Origin of the sequence: Chryseobacterium soli (assembly GCF_000737705.1) — a bacterium.
GTDB lineage: Bacteria > Bacteroidota > Bacteroidia > Flavobacteriales > Weeksellaceae > Chryseobacterium > Chryseobacterium soli.
On sequence record NZ_JPRH01000002.1, the window covers coordinates 241,989 to 262,401 of the forward strand.

21 protein-coding genes are annotated in these 20,413 nt (G+C 37.3%); 4 read left to right on the plus strand and 17 right to left on the minus strand.

The features are described 5' to 3' along the window. Positions 1-118: 118 nt before the first annotated feature. Both IW15_RS06395 and IW15_RS22710 read right to left on the minus strand, forming a co-directional pair. Positions 119-475, minus strand: coding sequence for a DUF7674 family protein (locus tag IW15_RS06395; RefSeq protein ID WP_034710097.1), 357 nt, complete (start codon positions 473-475; stop codon positions 119-121). 1 nt (position 476) lies between these two features. Next, the gene (locus tag IW15_RS22710) at positions 477-641 is read right to left on the minus strand and encodes a hypothetical protein (RefSeq protein WP_165585167.1); all 165 of its coding nucleotides are present in this window, start codon (positions 639-641) and stop codon (positions 477-479) included. 205 nt (positions 642-846) lie between these two features. On the opposite strand from IW15_RS22710, the gene IW15_RS06400 reads away from it, so the two are divergent. After that, positions 847-1,860, plus strand: coding sequence for a nucleoid-associated protein (locus IW15_RS06400; RefSeq protein ID WP_034710098.1), 1,014 nt, complete (start codon positions 847-849; stop codon positions 1,858-1,860). A gap of 124 nt (positions 1,861-1,984) precedes the next feature. Here the strand turns inward: IW15_RS06400 and IW15_RS06405 are convergent, their stop codons facing one another. Genes IW15_RS06405 through IW15_RS06430 form a run of 6 tightly spaced genes read right to left on the minus strand, consistent with a single transcriptional unit; the run spans position 1,985 to position 9,045 of the window. Then, positions 1,985-2,734: a succinate dehydrogenase/fumarate reductase iron-sulfur subunit gene (locus IW15_RS06405; RefSeq protein ID WP_034710099.1), complete on the minus strand. Its 750-nt coding sequence runs from the start codon at positions 2,732-2,734 to the stop codon at positions 1,985-1,987. 12 nt (positions 2,735-2,746) lie between these two features. Continuing rightward, complete coding sequence (locus IW15_RS06410) at positions 2,747-4,663, minus strand: fumarate reductase/succinate dehydrogenase flavoprotein subunit (RefSeq protein WP_034710100.1); 1,917 nt, start codon at positions 4,661-4,663, stop codon at positions 2,747-2,749. Between the two features lie 11 nt (positions 4,664-4,674). Then, positions 4,675-5,331, minus strand: a complete 657-nt coding sequence (locus IW15_RS06415) for a succinate dehydrogenase cytochrome b subunit (RefSeq protein ID WP_034710101.1) — start codon at positions 5,329-5,331, stop codon at positions 4,675-4,677. Between the two features lie 16 nt (positions 5,332-5,347). Further along, entirely contained in the window at positions 5,348-6,778 is a 1,431-nt protein-coding gene (locus IW15_RS06420) for an anion permease (RefSeq protein ID WP_034710102.1), read from the minus strand. A 20-nt stretch (positions 6,779-6,798) separates the two neighbouring features. Then, a complete protein-coding gene (locus IW15_RS06425; protein WP_034710103.1) occupies positions 6,799-7,956 on the minus strand; it encodes a porin in 1,158 nt (385 codons plus the stop codon). Between the two features lie 42 nt (positions 7,957-7,998). Next, on the minus strand, positions 7,999-9,045 hold the full coding sequence (locus IW15_RS06430) for a linear amide C-N hydrolase (protein ID WP_034710104.1): 1,047 nt from the start codon (positions 9,043-9,045) through the stop codon (positions 7,999-8,001). A 379-nt stretch (positions 9,046-9,424) separates the two neighbouring features. Here IW15_RS06430 and IW15_RS06435 point away from each other — a divergent pair, with 379 nt between their 5' ends. From IW15_RS06435 to IW15_RS06445, 3 genes are all read left to right on the plus strand, one after another. After that, positions 9,425-11,614 (plus strand): ATP-binding protein, encoded by a 2,190-nt coding sequence (locus tag IW15_RS06435; protein ID WP_034710105.1) that lies wholly within the window; start codon positions 9,425-9,427, stop codon positions 11,612-11,614. 27 nt (positions 11,615-11,641) lie between these two features. Then, positions 11,642-12,193: a biliverdin-producing heme oxygenase gene (locus IW15_RS06440; protein ID WP_034710106.1), complete on the plus strand. Its 552-nt coding sequence runs from the start codon at positions 11,642-11,644 to the stop codon at positions 12,191-12,193. Positions 12,194-12,309: 116 nt separating this feature from the next. Beyond that, positions 12,310-13,236 carry a malate dehydrogenase gene (locus tag IW15_RS06445; RefSeq protein ID WP_034710107.1) on the plus strand — a complete coding sequence of 309 codons (927 nt, stop codon included), beginning with the start codon at positions 12,310-12,312 and terminating at the stop codon, positions 13,234-13,236. 200 nt (positions 13,237-13,436) lie between these two features. Here IW15_RS06445 and IW15_RS22590 read toward each other — a convergent pair whose 3' ends face one another. From IW15_RS22590 to IW15_RS06490, 9 genes are all read right to left on the minus strand, one after another. Then, the gene (locus IW15_RS22590) at positions 13,437-13,685 is read right to left on the minus strand and encodes a redox-active disulfide protein 2 (protein ID WP_131368509.1); all 249 of its coding nucleotides are present in this window, start codon (positions 13,683-13,685) and stop codon (positions 13,437-13,439) included. Between the two features lies 1 nt (position 13,686). After that, positions 13,687-14,283, minus strand: a complete 597-nt coding sequence (locus IW15_RS06455; RefSeq protein WP_034710109.1) for a hypothetical protein — start codon at positions 14,281-14,283, stop codon at positions 13,687-13,689. Positions 14,284-14,368: 85 nt separating this feature from the next. Then, a complete protein-coding gene (locus tag IW15_RS06460) occupies positions 14,369-15,436 on the minus strand; it encodes a tetratricopeptide repeat protein (RefSeq protein ID WP_034710110.1) in 1,068 nt (355 codons plus the stop codon). 171 nt (positions 15,437-15,607) lie between these two features. Next, a complete protein-coding gene (locus IW15_RS06465; RefSeq protein ID WP_228384313.1) occupies positions 15,608-16,522 on the minus strand; it encodes a helix-turn-helix domain-containing protein in 915 nt (304 codons plus the stop codon). Between the two features lie 16 nt (positions 16,523-16,538). Then, complete coding sequence (locus IW15_RS06470; RefSeq protein ID WP_034710305.1) at positions 16,539-17,438, minus strand: NmrA family NAD(P)-binding protein; 900 nt, start codon at positions 17,436-17,438, stop codon at positions 16,539-16,541. Positions 17,439-17,559: 121 nt separating this feature from the next. Further along, positions 17,560-17,811, minus strand: a complete 252-nt coding sequence (locus IW15_RS06475) for a hypothetical protein (RefSeq protein ID WP_084681373.1) — start codon at positions 17,809-17,811, stop codon at positions 17,560-17,562. A gap of 302 nt (positions 17,812-18,113) precedes the next feature. Beyond that, the gene (locus IW15_RS06480) at positions 18,114-18,851 is read right to left on the minus strand and encodes an SDR family oxidoreductase (protein WP_034710113.1); all 738 of its coding nucleotides are present in this window, start codon (positions 18,849-18,851) and stop codon (positions 18,114-18,116) included. Between the two features lie 72 nt (positions 18,852-18,923). Further along, positions 18,924-19,508 (minus strand): TetR/AcrR family transcriptional regulator, encoded by a 585-nt coding sequence (locus tag IW15_RS06485; RefSeq protein ID WP_034710115.1) that lies wholly within the window; start codon positions 19,506-19,508, stop codon positions 18,924-18,926. 109 nt (positions 19,509-19,617) lie between these two features. Next, the gene (locus IW15_RS06490) at positions 19,618-20,400 is read right to left on the minus strand and encodes a hypothetical protein (protein WP_131368510.1); all 783 of its coding nucleotides are present in this window, start codon (positions 20,398-20,400) and stop codon (positions 19,618-19,620) included. Positions 20,401-20,413: the final 13 nt, after the last annotated feature.

The window sequence follows — 20,413 nt, forward strand, 5'->3', positions numbered from 1 at the left end:
TGTAATGAAATCATTGAAATATGTAATAAAAAAATAGGGTGTCAGTAAATAGGAATGAATTTCTCTAAAAAGTCATCCTTGTATGACAATTTATAAGCTGTCTCTAAAATAGTGGACATTATATCCCATGATTATAAATTTGTTTTGAATAAATTTTCTGAAGATCCTGAGAAATATGACTGAATATTGTTTTTCGGTATTCTTCATTGCAGAAAGCGGTACAGCTATCCAGTGAATAGATGAATGTACTTTCCACAGCATTCCTCAGCATCAGATCACCATTTTTATAAATTATATCCATCTTTTGTAAACTTTTAAATAACAGGTTCCTGTTGTTTTCCCGGATCATTTTTTTGATCTGATCGGTAAAAATTCTGATGGTGCTGTAAGAATTTTGTACCGTATTCTTGTTTAATTCATTCTGTATGTCGGGAATTACTTCTGTAATTTCCTGAACGGCTTGTAAATAGTTCATATTAAGTAGGGTTTTGTTCTAAAAGTTTTATGCATCCACCGAAAATAAAGATGACCAAAAATGCGATGAACAGCAAGTGATAAGGTTTTAGCCACTTAGGTTTTTCAGGTCCTTTGCTTTTTAATCTCCTTAAGGTGTCGATTCTGTTTAAAGTTTTTAAGTCCATTTTTTCTCTGTTTTGAATAGAGAGGTACCAATTGTGTTCCTTTGAATAATATTTTCATTTAAGTCGTTGTAAATTAGTTGTTTATTGTATTTCGTGCTAATTGGAAACAGCAGAAAAACCTATCAAAATGAGAACATTTTTATCAAAACGAAAGCTGTTCATTCTCTAAGATAATTAATATCTTTGCAGTCTATAAAAATCAAAAATGTTTTCAAAAATAGTAGTACACAGAGTAGGAAATAAAATCAACGGAGAGTCTTTAATACTTTCTCAGGAAGAATTGCAGTTGGAAGAAGGAGTGGCAGAATCGCTTGAAGATTACTTTTTAGGTTCTTTCAAATCTGAGGAAACGTTCAATTTTTACAGTGATACTTATTTGGTGAATAATCCTGTTTTCAGTTCTGTATCTGAAATTTTTGATGATAAAGCCAAATTTCTTTGGGAAGCTGAAAATATTGCCAAACACCTTTTCGAAGCTGCTGAAAATCCAAGAGTTATGGGCGGAGAATTATTTATCGTTTATTTTGAAGACGATAGAGAAGGTGATGAAAAAGTAGATAAAATCGGGATTTTTAAAACTGAAAAAAGAGAACCATTCTTAAAAATAGCTCCTCAGGGCGAAAGTTTTGACATTGAAAAAGACCTCGGAATTGGTCTGTCAAAAATTGATAAAGCCGCTTTGATCTACAATAACCACAAAGAAACCGGATATGTACTTTCTGTAGTTGATAACAACAAAAATGGAGATATGTACTACTGGTTCGAGGATTTCTTAAAGGTAAAACAACGTGACGACGAATATTTCCACACACAGGAAGCCCTGATGGTGTACAAAGATTATATCACTAAGCAGCTGCCTCAGGAATTTGAAGTATCAAAAGCAGATCAGGCAGATTTCTTAAATAAATCAATTAATTTCTTCAAAGAAAAAGAAGAATTTAAACTGGATGAATTTGCAAGTGAAGTCTTGGGAGATGAGCATGTAATTGAGAGTTTTAATAATTTTAAAACAGACTACGAACAGGATATGCAGATCAATATCGCGGAAGAATTTCCGATAAGTGAAGCTGCTGTGAAAAAGACCCAGCGTCATTTCAAAAGTATCATTAAATTAGATAAGAACTTCCACATCTACATCCACGGTGATCGTCAGAAACTGGCTACGGGAGAAGATGAAAAAGGGAAATACTATATGCTGTATTTCGATAAAGAAGTTTAAACGGAGGAGGCATCACTGCCGGAAATAATACAGTGAAATTACTATTCCAAAAGTGTCCGCAGAAGCATCACCATAGTGACTTAGAAATAAGGGCGAAAAGATACGTTTCTTTTCGCCCTTTTCTTTATTTTTTCCAAAAGAACAACGCTCTGCTGTACTCGTAATTCATTCTGGCGATATTCAGTACAGAGATTCCCTGTGGGCATTCCACCTCGCAGGCTTCCGTATTGGAACAGTGCCCGAATAATTCAGTATCCATCTGTTTTACCATACTGAGAACTCTCGTACTTCTTTCTTCTTTTCCTTGGGGAAGTAAAGCCATATGAGAAATTTTGGCTGAAGTGAAAAGAGCAGCACTTCCATTTTTGCAGGTTGCTACACAGGCGCCACAACCGATACAGGCAGCTGCGTCAAAGGCTTCTTCAGCCAGCTGATGAGTAACTGCAATAGCGGTGGCATCAGGTGCCTGGCCTGTATTCACTGATACAAAACCACCTGAAGAAATAATTCTGTCAAAAGATGAACGGTCGACTTTCAGGTCTCTTTTTACCGGAAATGCTTGTGCCCGGAAAGGTTCTATGACAATGGTTTCTCCGTTTTTAAATGACCGCAGGTGAAGTTGGCAGGTCGTTGTATTTTTTAACGGACCATGAGCTAATCCGTTGATCATCATGCCGCATTGTCCGCAGATGCCTTCCCGGCAGTCGTGGTCGAATTCTACAGGTTCATCTCCTTCCGTAATGAGCTTTTCATTCAGGGTATCCAGCATTTCCAGAAAAGACATATGGGAATTCAGTTCTTTCAATTCATAATCTACCAGTTTTCCTTCAGACTGGTTGTCTTTCTGTCTCCATATTTTAAGATGTAAATCCATAATTTCTGTTTTTTATTTGTAGCTTCTTACCGTAGGTTGTATTTCTTCGAATACCAGAGGTTCTTTAATCAATTCGGGTTCTTTGTTTTCACCATTCCATGCCCAGGCGGAGATGAACTGAAATTCAGCATCATTTCTTAATGCCTCTCCATCCGGTGTCTGATATTCTTCACGAAAATGGGCACCACAGGATTCGTTTCGGGTAAGGGCGTCGTAGCACATCAGCTCACCAATTTCAAAATAATCTGCCACACGGCCTGCTTTTTCAAGTTCGGAGTTCATAGAGTCTCCTTTTCCGGAAACTTTTACATTTTGATAAAACTCCTGCTTTAGCTTTCTAATTTCATCAATGGCATATTTCAGGCCTTCTTCATTTCTTGCCAATCCGCAATAATCGTATAAGAGTTTTCCTAAGGTTTTGTGATAATAATCTACGGTTTTGGTTCCATTGATTCCGATAAACTGTTCTATCTGTTTTTTTACCTTATTTTCTGCCTGTTCAAATGCAGGATCGTCAATTGAAATTTTCCCGGTATGGATTTCATTGGAAAGATAATTGGCAATCGTATAAGGTGCGATAAAATAACCGTCCACAGAAGCCTGTAATAGAGAATTGGCCCCTAATCTATTGGCTCCGTGATCTGCAAAATTCGCTTCTCCCAGTGCAAATAATCCTGGTATAGTGGTCATCAGTTCATAATCTACCCACAGGCCGCCCATAGAAAAGTGAGCAGAAGGGGAAATCATCATAGGCTCCTCATAAGCGTTGTAGCCTGTAATTTTGCGATACATATCAAACAGGTTTCCATATTTCTCCTGAATTTTGTCCTTTCCCTGTTCCAGTATTGCTTTCGAAAAATCAAGATAAACAGCATTTTTCAAGGGTCCGATTCCAAATCCTGCATCGATCCGTTCTTTAGCAGCCCGGGAAGAAATATCTCTTGGTGCCAGATTTCCGAAAGCCGGGTATTTCCGTTCCAGATAATAATCTCTTTCGCTTTCAGGAATATCATTGGGAAGTCTGGTTTCCTCTTTTTGTAAAGGAACCCAGATTCTTCCGTCGTTACGCAGTGATTCTGACATTAAGGTGAGCTTCGACTGGTAATCCCCGGACTGAGGCAGTGAAGTAGGGTGCACCTGAATCCAGCTTGGTGAAGCCATTAATGCTCCTTTTTTATGAGCTCTCCAGATCGCAGAACCATTACAGCCCATCGCCAGGGTTGATAAATAATAAATTTTACCATATCCTCCAGTCGCAAGCACTACGGCATGGGCAGCATGTCTTTCGATTTCGCCGGTATCCAGATTTCTTACAATAATTCCTCTGGCCTTTCCGTCAATAACAACGAGATCCAGCATTTCATGTCTTGAATACAGCTGTACACTGCCTTTCCCAACTTGCCGCATCAAAGCCTGATAGGCTCCCAACAGCAGCTGTTGGCCGGTTTGTCCTCTGGCATAAAAGGTTCTGCTAACCTGTACCCCCCCAAAAGAGCGGTTGTTCAGGTAGCCCCCATATTCTCTTCCAAACGGAACACCTTGCGCTACGGCCTGATCGATGAGGTTTAAAGAACATTCTGCCATCCGGTAAACATTGGCTTCTCTTGCTCTGAAATCACCCCCTTTTAAAGTATCTACAAACATTCGGTAGACGCTGTCACCGTCATTTTTATAATTTTTGGCTGCGTTTACGCCTCCTTGTGCCGCTACGGAATGTGCTCTTCTCGGACTGTCCTGGAAACAAAACGATTTAACATTATATCCCATTTCTCCTAAAGAGGCGGCAATTGAACTTCCTGCCAAACCTGTTCCCACCACAATGACATCTAATTTTTTGCGGTTGGCAGGATTAACGAGTTTTGCTTTCTTTTTATAGTTGTCCCATTTCTGTTCCAACGGACCTTGTGGTATTTTTGAATCTAAAATCATGACTTTTCTGTTTAATGAGCAGTGAAGTATACATAAATAGGCATCAGTGCAAAACCGATACTGATGATCACTGAGTAGGCAATTCCAATCGTTTTAAACCATCGTACAAACTTCGGATGATAAAGTCCCAGCGTTCTGACAGCGCTGTGTATCCCATGGATAAGATGATAACACAGGGCGACCATAGACAGTACATAAATAATGACATACCACCATTCTTTGAAAACAGTGACTACCAGAATATAAAGATCTTTATTTCCATTATCATCCAGTGGCGGGTTTCCGAACTTATAGATATACCAGAAATTCTGAAAATGAATCACTAAAAAGATCAAAATCAAGGTTCCTAAAATTCCCATATTCCTGGAAGCCCATTTACTGGCTCTTCCCCGCTGGTCTTTGCGGTAGCTTCCGCCCGTTTTTTTATTGTGTAAAGTAATTACCAATCCATCCAGTGCATGAATAAGAATGCTTGCATACAGAACGTATGAAACTATTTTGATCACAATATTTCCGGATAAAAAATGCGAATAGGTATTAAACTGCAGGTGAGCCTGCTCTTGAGGTAAAAAAAGCTGAAGGTTTCCCAAGAAATGAATCAACAGGAAGAAGCTCAGGAAAAGTCCTGTAAGGCACATCAGCATTTTTCTTGATAAGGTAGACAGCATATTTTTTATATATAAATTAATAATATCCTAAAATTTTCATCCAAAGTCCACCGACACCCATGTAGATAATCAGAAGGACAATTCCTATTTCCAGGCCACGAAGCCACCATGCTTTCAGTTCAACATATCCGCTTCCGTAGAAGACCGGTGCCGGACCATGGCCGTAATGGGTGAGTACTCCGTAGATTGATCCTAAGAAACCCAGCATCATTGCTAACAACATGGGCGGAATTCCTAAAGAAACGCCTACTCCTAACAACGCGGCATACATTGCTGCCACGTGGGCTGTGGCACTGGCAAAAATATAATGACTGAAGAAATACACCAGAACAATAACCGGAAAGGCAACCTGCCAGCTTAATCCTCCGATTTTTGCTTTAATTAAATCACTGAACCAGCCAATAAATCCAAGTTCGTTAAGAGTACTTGCCATCATAACCAGTACGGCGAACCATACAATGGTATCCCAGGCTCCCTTTTCGGCTTTTACATCTTCCCAGGTCAGTACTGAAGTAAGTAATAATAAAGTTAAGCCTATAAAAGCCGTAGTGGTAGCATCAATAGAAAGAGCTCCGCCAAAGATCCAGAGTCCCAGTAAAATAAAGAAGGCGAGTAACATCAGCCATTCGTTTTTAGAGATAGGCCCCATTTCTTTTAGTTTTTCGGCGGCCATTCTCGGTGCATCACCTGTTTTTTTCAATTCAGGCGGATAAAGTTTGTATAATACTAACGGAACGATAAAGAAAGCCACCAGACCTGGAACAAAACCGGCAGCAGCCCAGGACATCCAGGTAATATTGATTCCTAAATTAGCTGCAAATTTCTGGCACATCGGGTTACTGGCCGTACCTGTTAAAAACATGGAAGACGAGATCAGATTCATATAATAACTGTTCAGTGTTAAAAATGAACCTAGTTTTCTGTGGGTTTCAGGTTTCTCCGGAACAGAATCGAAGCTGATTGCCATGGATTTCATGATTGGATAGATGATTCCTCCGCCTCTTGCCGTATTACTTGGAATAGCTGGAGCCAGACAAACGTCGGCAAGCCCCAATCCATAGGCTAATCCAAGAGAACTTTTACCAAAAATTCTGATGAATAAAAAGGCAATCCGGTTTCCCAGTCCTGTTTTAATGAAGCCTCTGGCAATGAAGAAGGAAATTCCTATCAGCCAGATCACTTTATCCCCAAAGCCTGAAAGAGCTTTTGTAATTGATTTTCCCGCATCACCGGGAGCTGCAACCTGGGTAAGGGCTGTAAACCCAATGGCCATCATACACATCGTTCCCATGGGAGCTGCTTTAAGGATAATTCCTAAAATAGTAGCGGCGAAAATAGCAAACAGATGCCATGCATCCGGGGAAACCCCTTTGGGTACAGGGATAAACCATATAATAAGCGCAACGGCAAACGTTATCGCTATATTTTTAAGATTAATTTCTTTCATGATAATCAATGTATTAGCGGTTAAAATCTACTCTGTACCTGAACGATAAATAGATTGTTGTTGTATTGTGAGGTATTGTCAATCTGGTATTTGTAACGGTCGAACTGCATTCCGAGCTGTATTCTTGCACCGTAATTTTTCAGAAACTCTAATCCTACCATCGGTGTAACGGTTTGCCTTGGGTTTGAATTGATTCTAAAATTAGTATCAATGTATTCGTAACGGCATGACAATTCAAAAGCACTGAGGTTTTTATGATTCACTTCATACCTCAGATTCGGAAGAAAATAAACTCCTCTGATCAGATATTCGTCCGGATTTTGAGGCCTTAATTCCGGGGTTACTGCAAAATAAAGTGGATGATTGGTTGCCTGCTTGGCTTCCAGCTGCATATCGAGGCTCCACTTAGGGTCAAAATTGACTAATGAACTGAGGTCAACACCTACAGCGTATATTTTTTTACTGAAAACTTCACCAATACCTCCATTAAGGCCTAAATTCAATGCATATTTTTTATTCAGTCCAAAAACCATCCGGGTGGAATACTGCTTTCCGTTATCATTATCATTTACCTGGTTTTTTCCATTTCCATTAACGACAGATAGGGCATATTGAAAAGGAATCTGGCCTAACTGGAGTTGCCCTGTAGCAGAAAGACCGATCTGGAAACTTGTCCAGCCCAGTTTTCCGAATTCAGTATATTGGTTGGACCAATCCAGTGACTTGATAATGTCGATAGGGTAGGTTTCCTCAATACCAAACCAGGGTCTGAATTGTCCTACGGTAAAAGCTAGTTTTGGATTAAAAGTATATTTCAGGTAAGCATTTTCAAGGACTCTGCTTTTAGGATCATTTTTAAAATCAGCAAAATTAGCCAATGCTACCACTTCCGTACGTTTGCTGATCTGAGCACGAACCTGCACCCGCATGTACTTGAGCATGAAATTATTGCTTGTGCCTGATCCGTCAGAATGATGAAGCCCGTTAACATCCACATCCTTAGAGATGCCTACCAGATACCGGGCCTGAAAAAGACCTTTGATCTGGAGCTGAGGATATTTCACATTATCTTCCTCCTGTTTGGTTTGAGCAGAGTCTGGAATCTGTGCGGTTGCTGATGCGCAAAAGAGCATAAGGCAAAAGAACAGACCACTCTTTTTTGTTGAAAAAAAGGTCATAAAATTGGTATTTAATAATATATCGATAAACGCTAACCCTAATTATATTCCTAAGAATTTGAAAGGTTTGGATTCTTTAAAACTGGTATTGGCCTTCCCGCTGTAGGTCTGGTAATTACTGAGGTCCAGTTTCATTACTTTTGCTTTCGGGCTTAAATCAAAATCTTTAAGGTTTACCCAAAATGTGTTAGGAGTAAATACAGTTTCGAAGTAATAGACCAGATTTTTCTGATCTGAAACAGAACGCCATCTCGTAGAGGAAATATTAGGCTCTGTCTCTGAAGAAATACCATAAGGAACGGAACAGTTTCTGATCACGCTGAATACGCTGGCAACAGCTGTACGCGTATCACTGGTCTGTGGAATGGCATTTATGTAATAGGAAGCTCTCACAAAACGGTCTGCTGCACGATTGGTTCCTGGAAGCATCATAGTTCCCGGAATTCCTTGCCAGTAGGCATTTAAAGCAAGCTGTTGGTCGAAAACAGGAGAATTCGTCATTACGGTATAAGAAGGATCGTGGTGAATCACCAGCTTTCCGTCTATGTATTCAAAAACAGCATTATCGCCTGTGGCGTCGGAAAGTGAAAGATGTACGGTAGCAAATTTTTCAGTTCCCGGAATATAATCACTGACAATAACGAATGGATCGTTTTTCAAATAATCAACGGCTTCTTTTACCGTTCCGAAATTATCAAGGAAATATTGTGCCCATAAGGAAATGGCAAGTCCCTTTTTGTTTCCTTTAGGATTGAATGCAGGATATTGGGATTCACCCAGCCATAAAAGATTGGCTACAAGGCCGTTTTCATTCATTCCGTCGGCTGTAGCAATATCCCATGAAGTACTGATGATACTGCCATATTTCGAGGTCCATTGTAATGAAAGTGGTCCCACTTCTCCGGTACGTTGGATGCCTCTCGGGAGTACCCAGAGATTAGCTGGAATTTCATCTTTCCAATCCATTGATCGGGCTGTGAGCACGGTTTTGTCCGGACCTTTATAAACGAGCCTCGTGCAGGCTTCATACTCGCTCCAGATTCCTATGGAAAGGACAAATGATAGTAATAGTAAAGGGAACTTTTTCATAGTATTATATTTTTTGAACTGATGTAGAACTTATATTGAAATTTCTGTAAGAAATTCAACGATTACGAATTGAATTCATTATTTGGTGATATAAATTTAATAAATTTTGTTTAATTAACATAATTATTTTAAGATTTAATATGAAATTTATGTTAAGTATCAGTTTGCGGAATTCTTCTTGAAGGATTGAAAAAATTTCATTATATTTAAAATAAAATATCCTGTTATTATCGAAGAATTAATTACGTTTTGGCTTGATATTTGAATAGTTATCTATAAGCAATGCAAGGCATATAGTATTATATGGCCTTGAATCTTCGGTACCACAAAGTACTATATCTTTAAAAAAATCGTTATATTTGATAGATTAAAGAAATATATGAATTTTGTAGAGTGCCATGAGGAGCCAATACATATCCCAGGATATATACAAAGTTTTGGATATCTGATTGGCATTGACGCAGTCTCTCACTCCATTACCTTTTTTAGTGAAAATATCAAGGATATATTTTCTGTCGAGAACACCACACAGCTTTTCGATAAGAAAGTTACTGACTTTCCAGAAATTTTTTCCAGTATTATAGAAGCCGATATTTTTGCATCCTTAGATCAGTTTACAAAAAGAGAAAACGAAACTCATTTTGATAAAATATTCATTGGCGAAAAAGAATACCATTTTTCTGTTTTCAGAAGTAATAACCATATTTTTTTAGAGTTTGAAGCCGTATTGGAAAATCCCAATAAGCGTATTTCCAATAAATATGATAATTTCTATATCATCGATGATGCACAGGAAATCTGGGAACAGCTCCTGAGCACTCTTTCGAAAATTGTGAATTACGACCGGATGATGGTCTATAAATTTATGATAGACGGTTCCGGAAAAGTAATTGCTGAAAAAAGTAATAATAGGATGGAAAGCTGTCTGGGACTTCACTACCCGGAATCTGATATTCCAAGACAGGCACGGGAACTTTATTTAAAAAAGAGAAAAAGAATTTTCAGTAATGTATATGCTGAAAATGTCCCTCTCATCAGTAAAAAAATTGGGACTGTTGATCTCAGCCTTACTGCTTCGAGAGGAATGTCTCCCATCCATGGGCAATATGTAAAAAACTCGGGGGCTTCTTCCAGTTTCAGTGTTTCTATTATTATTGATGATTATCTTTGGGGGCTCGTTACCTGCCAGAGTTCTGAACCTAAACATATCGATCTTGAAGACCGTGTGCAGGCAGGGATTTTTACAGCGCTGGCCGCCAATGCCTATTCTTCCTTTAAGTCTAAAAAAGAACTGAATTATCGTATAGCGCTGAATGAAAAAGCGGCAGCTCTGAAATCAGACTTTTTAAAACATGGAACTTTATTCGATTCTCTTATTGGGAATAAATCTGAAATCAAAGGACTGCCGGAAGCTGATGGCCTGGCTATTATCGCAGAGGATAATATCGTGACAGAAGGTAATGTTCCCGAACGGGCTGTTATTGAAAAGATTATCGACTGGGCTCATGAAAATACACAAGATAATATCTATATCAGCAGAAGTTTTCTTAAAGATTTCGGTGATGTATTAGGATTGGATGAAAGAGCAGCAGGAATTGCGATCTATTTTGTGGAAAGAAGCAAAAACGAAATGCTGATCTGGTTCCGTAAAGAATTTGATGAACATATAAACTGGGCAGGAAACCCAGAGAAAAAAATAGGTGTTTTTTCGCAGAACGGAGAGGAGAAGCAGATTATTTCTCCCAGAACATCTTTTCAGGTATTTACAGAAAATATTAAAGGGAATTCAAGAAGATGGAATTCCAGAAATATCAGTGCAGTACAGGCTATACGAGATGTGATTTTGGAAACTTCACATAAGCAGTATACTGCCATCAAAGAACTGAATAATCAGTTGAGAAAAGTAAATGAGGAACTCGACAGTTTTTCGTACACGATCTCGCATGATTTGGGAACACCACTCACTGTGATGAAACTGAATGCCCAAATGCTTCTTTCTAATTTTGAAAAGACAGATAAGAATAAAAATAAATTAAACTCGATTATCGAGGAGATCGACAATATGGCAGAGATGATGCATGATGTATTACAGCTCAGCCGTGCGAAGCATAGCGAAATAGATCTTCAAAGCTTACAGACCGTAAATACCATTAAAAAGATTTCGGAAAATGCTAAGATCACTTTCGAAAGCCCGGGAAGTGAAATCATTATTAAAGAATGTCCGGATGTATTAGCGGATAAAACCATGCTTCATCAGGTATTTTTAAATATAATCAACAATGCCGTGAAATATTCTTCCCACAGGGATCAGCCGAAGATTGAGATCGAAGGGAGTGAGGATGGCGAAACCATTATTTACAGGATTTCAGATAACGGAATTGGAATTCCGGAAGAGGAAAAACACAAAATGTTTAAAATCTTCAACAGAATGGATAATGCGAAGAAATTTAAAGGAAACGGAATAGGGCTGTCTATTGTTCACCGTATTATGAAAAGAATCGGCGGAAATGTGGCCTACGAAAGCAATAAAGATGGTACTTCTTTCATTTTAACGTTTAAAAAGCCTTAAATTTGAGGAAACTTTTAAATACTTACTATGGTATCTGAATATCTTAAAAAAAATACAGCAGAATATCACGATGCTGCTGAAAAACTTTTTAATTCTGAAAAAATCTTTAACCGAACTTTCACTTTAGAAGACTACAAAAAGATTATCAACACCAATTATCTGATGCTTCTGCATTCTGAAGATAAAATATTCAACAACCTTTCTGGTAAATATGCTGAAAAGCTTCAGTTGAACAATAGAAAAAAACTTCCTTTAATTGAGAAAGATCTTGAAAGTCTTTCTCTGGAAAATCAAACAGTTTCCCATGATCTTGAGTTCAGCAATGAGCATGAAGCACTGGGAGCCATGTATGTGATTGAAGGATCTACCTTAGGTGGAAACGTTATCGCAAAACAACTCTCTAAAACGGAAGGATTTGATCAGGTAAGCTTTAATTTCTTTGGATGCTATCAGGAAAATACAGGACCGATGTGGAAAAATTTCAAAGAGGTTCTGGATACCGAAGTGAGTGAAGAAAATTACAACGAAGTGTTATCCGGAGCTAAAAAATTATATACGTTTCTGTTAAACGTCAATTAATTTCTTTTAAACCTTAATAAAATTCCTGAAAGATTGCCCAATTTTTCAGGAATTGTTAAATTTGGGCGTTATAATTTTAGACTTAACTAAAAAATAAATTTTTAAAAGTATACAATATGAAAGTAACTGTAGTAGGTGCAGGCGCTGTAGGAGCAAGCTGTGCGGAATACATCGCTATGAAAAACTTCTGTTCGGAAGTCGTTTTAGTAGACATTAAAGAAGGTTTTGCTGAAGGTAAGGCAATGGATTTGATGCAAACCGCATCGCTTAACGGATTCGATACAAAAATTACCGGAACAACAGGAGATTACAGCAAGACTGCAGGTTCTCATGTAGCAGTAATCACTTCAGGGATTCCAAGAAAACCTGGAATGACGAGAGAAGAGCTGATCGGTATCAATGCCGGAATCGTAAAAGATGTTACTGCTAACTTAGTAAAACATTCTCCTGAAGTAATCATCATTGTGGTTTCTAACCCAATGGATACGATGGCTTATCTGGTACACAAAACATCTGGTCTTCCTAAGCACAAGATCATCGGTATGGGTGGTGCACTGGATTCTGCAAGATTCAAATACAGATTGGCTGAAGCATTGGAAAGCCCGATTTCTGACGTTGACGGAATGGTAATCGCTGCACACAGTGATACAGGAATGCTTCCATTATTGAGCAAAGCTACAAGAAACGGAGTTCCTGTAACTGAATTCCTAGACGAAGAGAAACAAAAATACGTTATCGAAGAAACTAAAGTAGGTGGAGCTACCTTAACTAAACTGTTAGGTACTTCTGCATGGTATGCACCAGGTGCTGCTGTTTCTGTAATGGTTCAGGCAATTGCATGCGACCAGAAGAAAATGATCCCTTGTTCTCTAATGCTTGAGGGTGAATATGGTCAGAATGACATCTGTTTAGGGGTACCTGCGATCATCGGAGCTAACGGTGTGGAAAGCATCGTAAACATTACACTGACTGCTGATGAGCAGTTAAAATTCGCTGAAGCAGCTAATGCTGTGAGAGAAGTGAATGGTGATTTGAAGTTTTAATATTTTAAACTTTATATATGAACCCCCGCGCCGAAGGCGCGGGGGTTTTTTTTAATTTATAAGATCGCTTAATAGTGATTTTTTTATTGATAATGCCTGATCTTAAATATTAATTTGTATGTTTTGTTGTGAAATTTAATATAGGATAATGTATTTCATCAATTTTCAACAGCTTGTTGCTAAAAAGGAAATATGAATTTTTATTTCAGATTTCTTCTGGCTTTTTCTTTTTTAAGATTATTCCAGTTGATGAAATTAATGAGTAATAAAGGGAATAGGCAAACCGGAACGATAAGCAATGGGCTGAATCCTTTCTCAATGGTAAGGAAGAGAAGTGCACAAAAGAGAAGGACAAGTGTGCACATCAGCATTATGGTCATTACTTTTAATGTTTTCTCATTTTTTATGAGCTCTTCATCGGTGTAGTCGGTTATTAGTTTGTTTTTCATATTATTTGGGATTAATTACTTCCAGGGAACTGATATTTCCGGTGGGGACTATTTTCACAGTTTTACTGCCTTTTTCTGCATAGAAATAGTAGGAACTGTTGTTGTCTATGATATAAACTTCTGCTGTTTTTCCTGAACTGAAAGTCACTATATAATTATTCCTAAAACTTTGTTTCTCAAGTTTATTTTTCACCATTTTACCTTGTCCTATTCCAAGACCAACAAAAAGAGAAAGAAGTGCGAATGCCACAACCACCCCGAAAACAGGGATCATAGCCTTTTGGAGTTCTTTTTTTTCTACATCTGCATTGAGCCGGTAAGACTTGAGTATTTTTTTACCCCATTCTTTATGACTGTTTCTAATAAGGACTGCCTGATATATAAAAAAGGCAAGGAATATAAAAGTGATCAGAATAATGAGAATAGGGTTGGAGGTAATATCAGAAATAGGACTGATCAGAATATCGGTAATGGACGAAAATTTTAAAATATGTATTCCCAGCGGATAAAAAAAAATACTTTCCTTTAAAAGTCCAAGAATGATGAGGTATAAATACCCCAACGGAAGAAGTCCTTGAATTTTTTCAAAATATTTCATGCCACTAATATATTATTTTTATCCTAATACGTAAGGTCTATTTAGATTAAATAAAAGAAAAAACGCTCTGTAGAGAGCGTTTCTGTTATGGTTTCTGACAGGTTTGGTGGTATAATCTTGTACCTTCAGTTTGTTCAAGATCTTTTAATCTTTTTAATGCATCGCATACGGTTACAATATCATTTTTTATACTGGCTGCCGCTGCAATATTGTATAAAGCATCAGTATTGGTATTATCCATTCCATAAGCTTTTTCAAATAATCCTATGGCTGCGTCATATTTTTTTAATTTGAGAGCTTCCATACCTTTAGTGAAATTTTCTTTAGAGAGTGAGGGGTTTTCACTTTTAATAGATACTGTTTCTTTGGGTATAGTAACTGTGTTTACTGATTGTTTTTTTGGAAAGTTTATTTTAATACTATATTCTTGCGAATTTTTATGAAAACTTTCAACAGTAAAAGGAACGTATATTTTTTCAAAATTTTTAAAACCAACTAAATTCCATTCATAATAACTATTTTCAATTACCTGCTGTATATTTTTTATCACCTTGGCACTTCCTTTAATATCTGCAGAATTGTCTATTTCAAAAATTACTTTTTGTTTTTTTGGATATATTAGTATGTTTCCAATTAATTTGAAATCTCCTTTTAATGCATATTCGGTAAGTTTATCTGATAAGAATTCACCCCTTAATTTAGGAGCAAAATGTGTGTCGGCGATGAGAACAGAATCATTTTGATTTTTTTCAACGTCTTTTTTTTCAATATTTGATGTTTTTACAAACCAAAATTTTAAAGCTTTGTCAGGATCTTTCTTTGCTTCAAATCTTTCTATCACAATTAATGAATCATTATCAAGCTTCTCTATTTCATAGGCAATTGTAGGTGAGAATCTAATGAAATTTTTTTCTACTTTATAATCAGTACAATGCCCACTGTCAAAAGAAATGTTTGGATTGTAATTTTTACACAATCTGTTATTAACCAGTTTCCATTGAATAAATGTAGATGAATTATCATTGAGAGCCCTGCTGCCATCTTCAGTTTTTACCTTCACTCGGGTCCAGCTGTTGGAAAGGAGAGAAGTATTGATCTGAGAACTTAATGGGATAGAAATAAATGTAAGTAGGACAATAAAATATTTAAGCATAGTGGAATTACCTTTTTTCAATCGGCAAAACTACATAAATTTATAACATAAGTTGTCGATTATTTGCTACACCAATTTTTGATAGAGTAGTAGATATATCAGATCATATGTTTTAAGCTTCCGGGAGTTCTCATATCTACAACAAATTTTGTAAATCATTGTTTCTTTATTTTAACTAAACGACTGCCTGAATTCCAAAGGAGAAAGGTTGGTTTTATTTTTAAATAATTTACTGAAAGACTGAGGATGCTCAAATCCCAGTTCGTATGCAATCTCACTCACAGACAATGGGGTGGTTGACAGTTTTTCCTTTGCTTTTTCAATCAGTTTTTCATGAATGTGTTGCTGCGTACTCTGTCCGGTGAGTACTTTTAATAAACCTGTAAGATAGCTGGGTGAAAGATTAAGGCGTGCTGCAACGTATTGCACAGATGGCAGACCTTTGGTCAGAAGGCCTTCATTGCTGAAATAATCTTCCAACAGATCTTCTAACGTATCCAGAATTTTATGATTGGAAATTTTCCGGGTAATAAATTGCCTTTGGTAATAGCGTTCAGCATAATGCAGCAGGGTTTCAATCTGGGAAATGATGATATTCTGACTGAATGGGTCAATATTGGAATGGTATTCCTGCTGGATATTTAGTATAATCTGTTGCAGGGTATTTTCTTCCTTTTCAGAAAGAAATAATGCTTCATTCACTGAATAATCAAAATATTCATACTGTTTTATGGTCTTCGCCAAAGAAGTTCCCCATAGAAAATCGGGATGGATGAGCAGAATCCATCCCGTATGTTCTTTGTTTGAATTTGGATTTATCGTAATACTGAAAACCTGCCCCGGAGCCATAAAAAACATAACCCCTTCATCAAAATCATATTCCTGCTGGCCATATTGTATCCGTGCATTAGAGGTACGTTTAATGGAAATAGAATAAAAATCCTGAATCCAGCTCAATTCAGTACTTTCCGAATAGTGCCTGATGGTGCTGTAATCGATAATGCTGATCAGTGGATGTTCCGGCTTAGGCAGCGCTCTGAACTGATGGAACTCAGTGATAGTTTTTATTCTTACGGGCTGTTTCACGATACTAAATTACATATTATTGATGATACGCTGCCGCAAATTGTTCAGCAAAATCTTTCAGTTTCACATTTCCAAGTACAGGCTTATGTTGTCTGTAATCTTCATATAAAAGACCGTTTCCCCTTGCTGCATTCATCTCTACAAAACCTTTTGCCGTTTTAGGATTCATTCCTGCACCGATCATTCCGTTAAGCATTTCTTCATCGGTAACGGCAATCCATTTCAAATCTGGTTTTCCAATGGCTTTCCCTAATGTTGCTGCGATGTCATCTGGTGAAATTTCTTCGCTGGCAATATAGCGGACCTCTCTTCCGTTAAAAGGCTTTTCAATTTCTTCAGCAATAACAGCGGCAATATCCAATGGTGAAACCCATGGCTCCTTGTTATTGCCTCCATAGTTTTGGAAGATGGCATTTTGAGATTTTATAGTAGGAATAAAAGCAAACATATTGTAGTAAAATCCTACAGGACGCATAAATTTAATAGATACATCCTCAGGAAGTTCATTCAATAGCTGCTCTACATTATAATGAAAGGTAAGAATACCGTTTCCCTCTTTCATATGAGCCCCGATACTGCTGAGGTGGATGATGTTTTTAACTCCTGATTTTTCGATAGCAGATTTATAATTGCTTCCGATTTTAGTATTGGCTTCAATAAAATCCAGATCGTGGTTAAAAAAGCTGCCGGCATTCAATGCCTCCATGGCATACACTACATCAGCTCCCCGAAATGTTTCCGCTAGAAAATCAATATCTTCCATTGTGCCTATGGCGGCTTTGGCACCTAATGCTTCAATGGCTGTTTTTCTTTCAAAACTGCTGCTTATAACCGTAACAGCATGTCCTTTACGTATTAATTCTTTAGTTAGCGGTTCGCTGATATTTCCTAACGAGCCTGTTACAATAATTTTCATTTTAACTATTTTTATATGGACAAAGTTCAGGAATACCCGAACATCAGATGTAGCCGGATCTGCTTTTTCTGTAGCCAAAAAAAGAGCGGTAAAAACCGCCCTCTCATTTATCTAACAATATTTACAAATAAACACATCCACATCCTGTTTCCCATGATTGGCAAAGATGCTGAGGCTCAATACATCCACCGCCACCGGGACCGCCGCCTCCAGGGCTGGTTCTATAACATATCCCGCCGCTGCAGTAGCTGTTTCCACCTCCACTTGGAAATCCAGGCGGGCAGTTGCCATCAGCGTCACAAATAGCAAACGGAGTATCTCCGCCACTAATGAATACCAACTCTTTTCGTGTTAATTTCTTTGAATTTTTCATAGTAGTTACTATTTTTAATTTGGTATTACTAAGATATGAAATTATTTAATACACATTAAGGTGATTTAAGTGTTTGTTTAAAACCTTAAAGTATAAGCTTATTTTTTACTTAAGTGATAAGATATGTTCGATTTAATCTTAAAAAAAATCTCCCACAGACTTAGCTCATTCAACAGCTCATCATAAAAGAATCTGCATTATCAGCTCAATCTGCGGGAAGTTATAGTAAAGCTATGTAAGAAAAATTCAGCTCTACATTTTAATTCATCTTTATATTAAAAAATGATAGAAGGCAAGTTTTATTACGGGTTTAATACACTAAAAGAAGCTTCAGAATTAGCAAAGAAATTGCTGTATATCACTTCTGTATTTCCCACACGGATCTCATAAATATCTTCCTGAAGGCCTTTTACCAAATCATTCGCGACATCGGAAGCCGGAATTCCATTTTCTTTACCACCGATTTCTTCGGAAAGGTCTGTATTGACCAATGGTGGCATTAATTCAAATACTTTAACATCAGTATTTTTTGCCAGTTCATATCTCAGTAATTGAGTATAAGAATGCAGAGCTGCTTTAGAATCAGAATAAGTAGGAATATTTGATGCGGGAACAAAAGCAACAATTGATGAAACGTTGACGATGGCTGCTTCAGTTTGCTGTTTCAACAAGGGAAGAAATTTTTCGATAAGTCTTACCGGAGCGAAATAATTGGTTGCAAATTCAGCTACGGCTTTGTTGTAGCTGTCTGAATTTTCTGAAAGTGTATAAGCATAAGCGTGTCCGGCATTGTTAATAAGGATATGCAGAGATCCGAATGTATATTTAATCTCTTCGACCAATCTGTCAACATCACTTTCGTTCGTAATATCGGCCTGAATGGTAACCACATTGTCTAAATTTTTTGCCGCAGTATCCAGCTTTTCCTTATTTCTTCCTGTGATAATAACGGTGTTGTCAGGACTTAATGCTTTTGCGATTTCTAATCCGATTCCTGATCCTCCTCCGGTAATCAGAATGGTGTTGTTGGTAATGTTCATAATGTTTGTTGTTGATTAATTATAACGTATTTTTGATTATGTACTATTTGGTACAAAATTGGATAAAAAATTTTACTCGATGAGTTTGAGATTAAGTGTAATGAGTGGACGAAGAGTTTCAGGAGAATTCTCCATCCTTCTGGTCACATGAATTCCGTTCCATAAATTGCTTAAATGCCATCCCAAAATTTCCGGATCTTCGGTACTTTTAATCTGACCGTTTTTTTGTGCTTTTCTGATGATATCTGTAAAAAGCTGCTGTAAATTTTTCAACAGGGAAGCAGTGGTCTTTTTTATTTCCTGGTCTTTTTCTGAAAGCTGAACCAACGCATTTCCCAAATAGCATCCGCGCTCTTTATCGCAGTCGGGAGCATCAGCAAGGCTTAAAAAATACTGTTTAATAAATTCTATTTTATTTTCAGCATTTCCCACACTTTCCAAAAATTTCTGATAAAATTGTTCTGAAAACTGCTGGAGAGATCTTACATAGAGTTCCTGTTTTCCCCCTTTAAATGCCAGATAAAAACTTCCTTTTCCGATTCCCATAGCTCCAAGCAATTCGTCTGCGGAAGCAGTATCATAGCCCTTGCTCCTGAAAACTTCAGTTGCTTTTTCTACCGCTTCATGCTCGTTAAATATTTTGGGTCTTCCTGCCATTGGGATTATTTTCTGAAGCAAAGGTAAATAATTGTACCATTCGGTACAAAATAAAAATATCAATATCTTTTATAGCTTCTGTCGATAAGATGTTGCTGGTATTAAAAATTTACCGTTTAATAATATACTCCTCATCCACCATCAATTCGATATGTGGACCCTGTAAAGGATAATATTTCGGACTTTCAAAGTGGCCAAAGTGAAGCGGATATTTCTGAGTAAGATGCCTGACTTTACTTCCAAAAGAATTGATGTCAATAGATTGTATATGATCTTTTTTCTGTCTTCCATTGCTGAAAATGAGCATCAGGTTACAATGGTTTTTAAAATCAAAATCGTTGTAATAGAATACAGACAAATGTTCTTCATGGCAAATTTGTACAAGATCATGAATAAAACTTATTTTATCTTCCAAAGGCAGATTGCAGTCGATTCTCATGGAAAAATTTTCAGCATTATCTTTTTTGAAATCGGATCCGGTAAGCTGAATAAAACGGTGTTCTATTGTCTGAAATTTTTCTGCTTCAGGATTGAAGTTTTTAGTTGATTTTATTTCGAATGGAAATCGTGGCCCCAGTGAAACTGCATTTTCTAAGATCAGTAATTTTTCTATTTCAAGGACCAACTCAAAATGATAATCGAAAAGACTATAATCACCGATAGTCATCATAAGCTGATTTCCATTGATCTTGCATGACAGATAGGTATTATTAAACTCAGATTTCAGGTGTTCTAATTTTTCAAGGAAACGGTCGACATCATCTACTGAAACTTTTGCTTCCAGTTCTGCGGGGTTGTTGGCATGCCCTCCAATCCCTTTGAAAAAATGAAAAAAATTGAAGTGGTATAAATTTTCCGGAAATTGATAATACCAGTATACTCCTAAAATCATGGATGCAGTAATT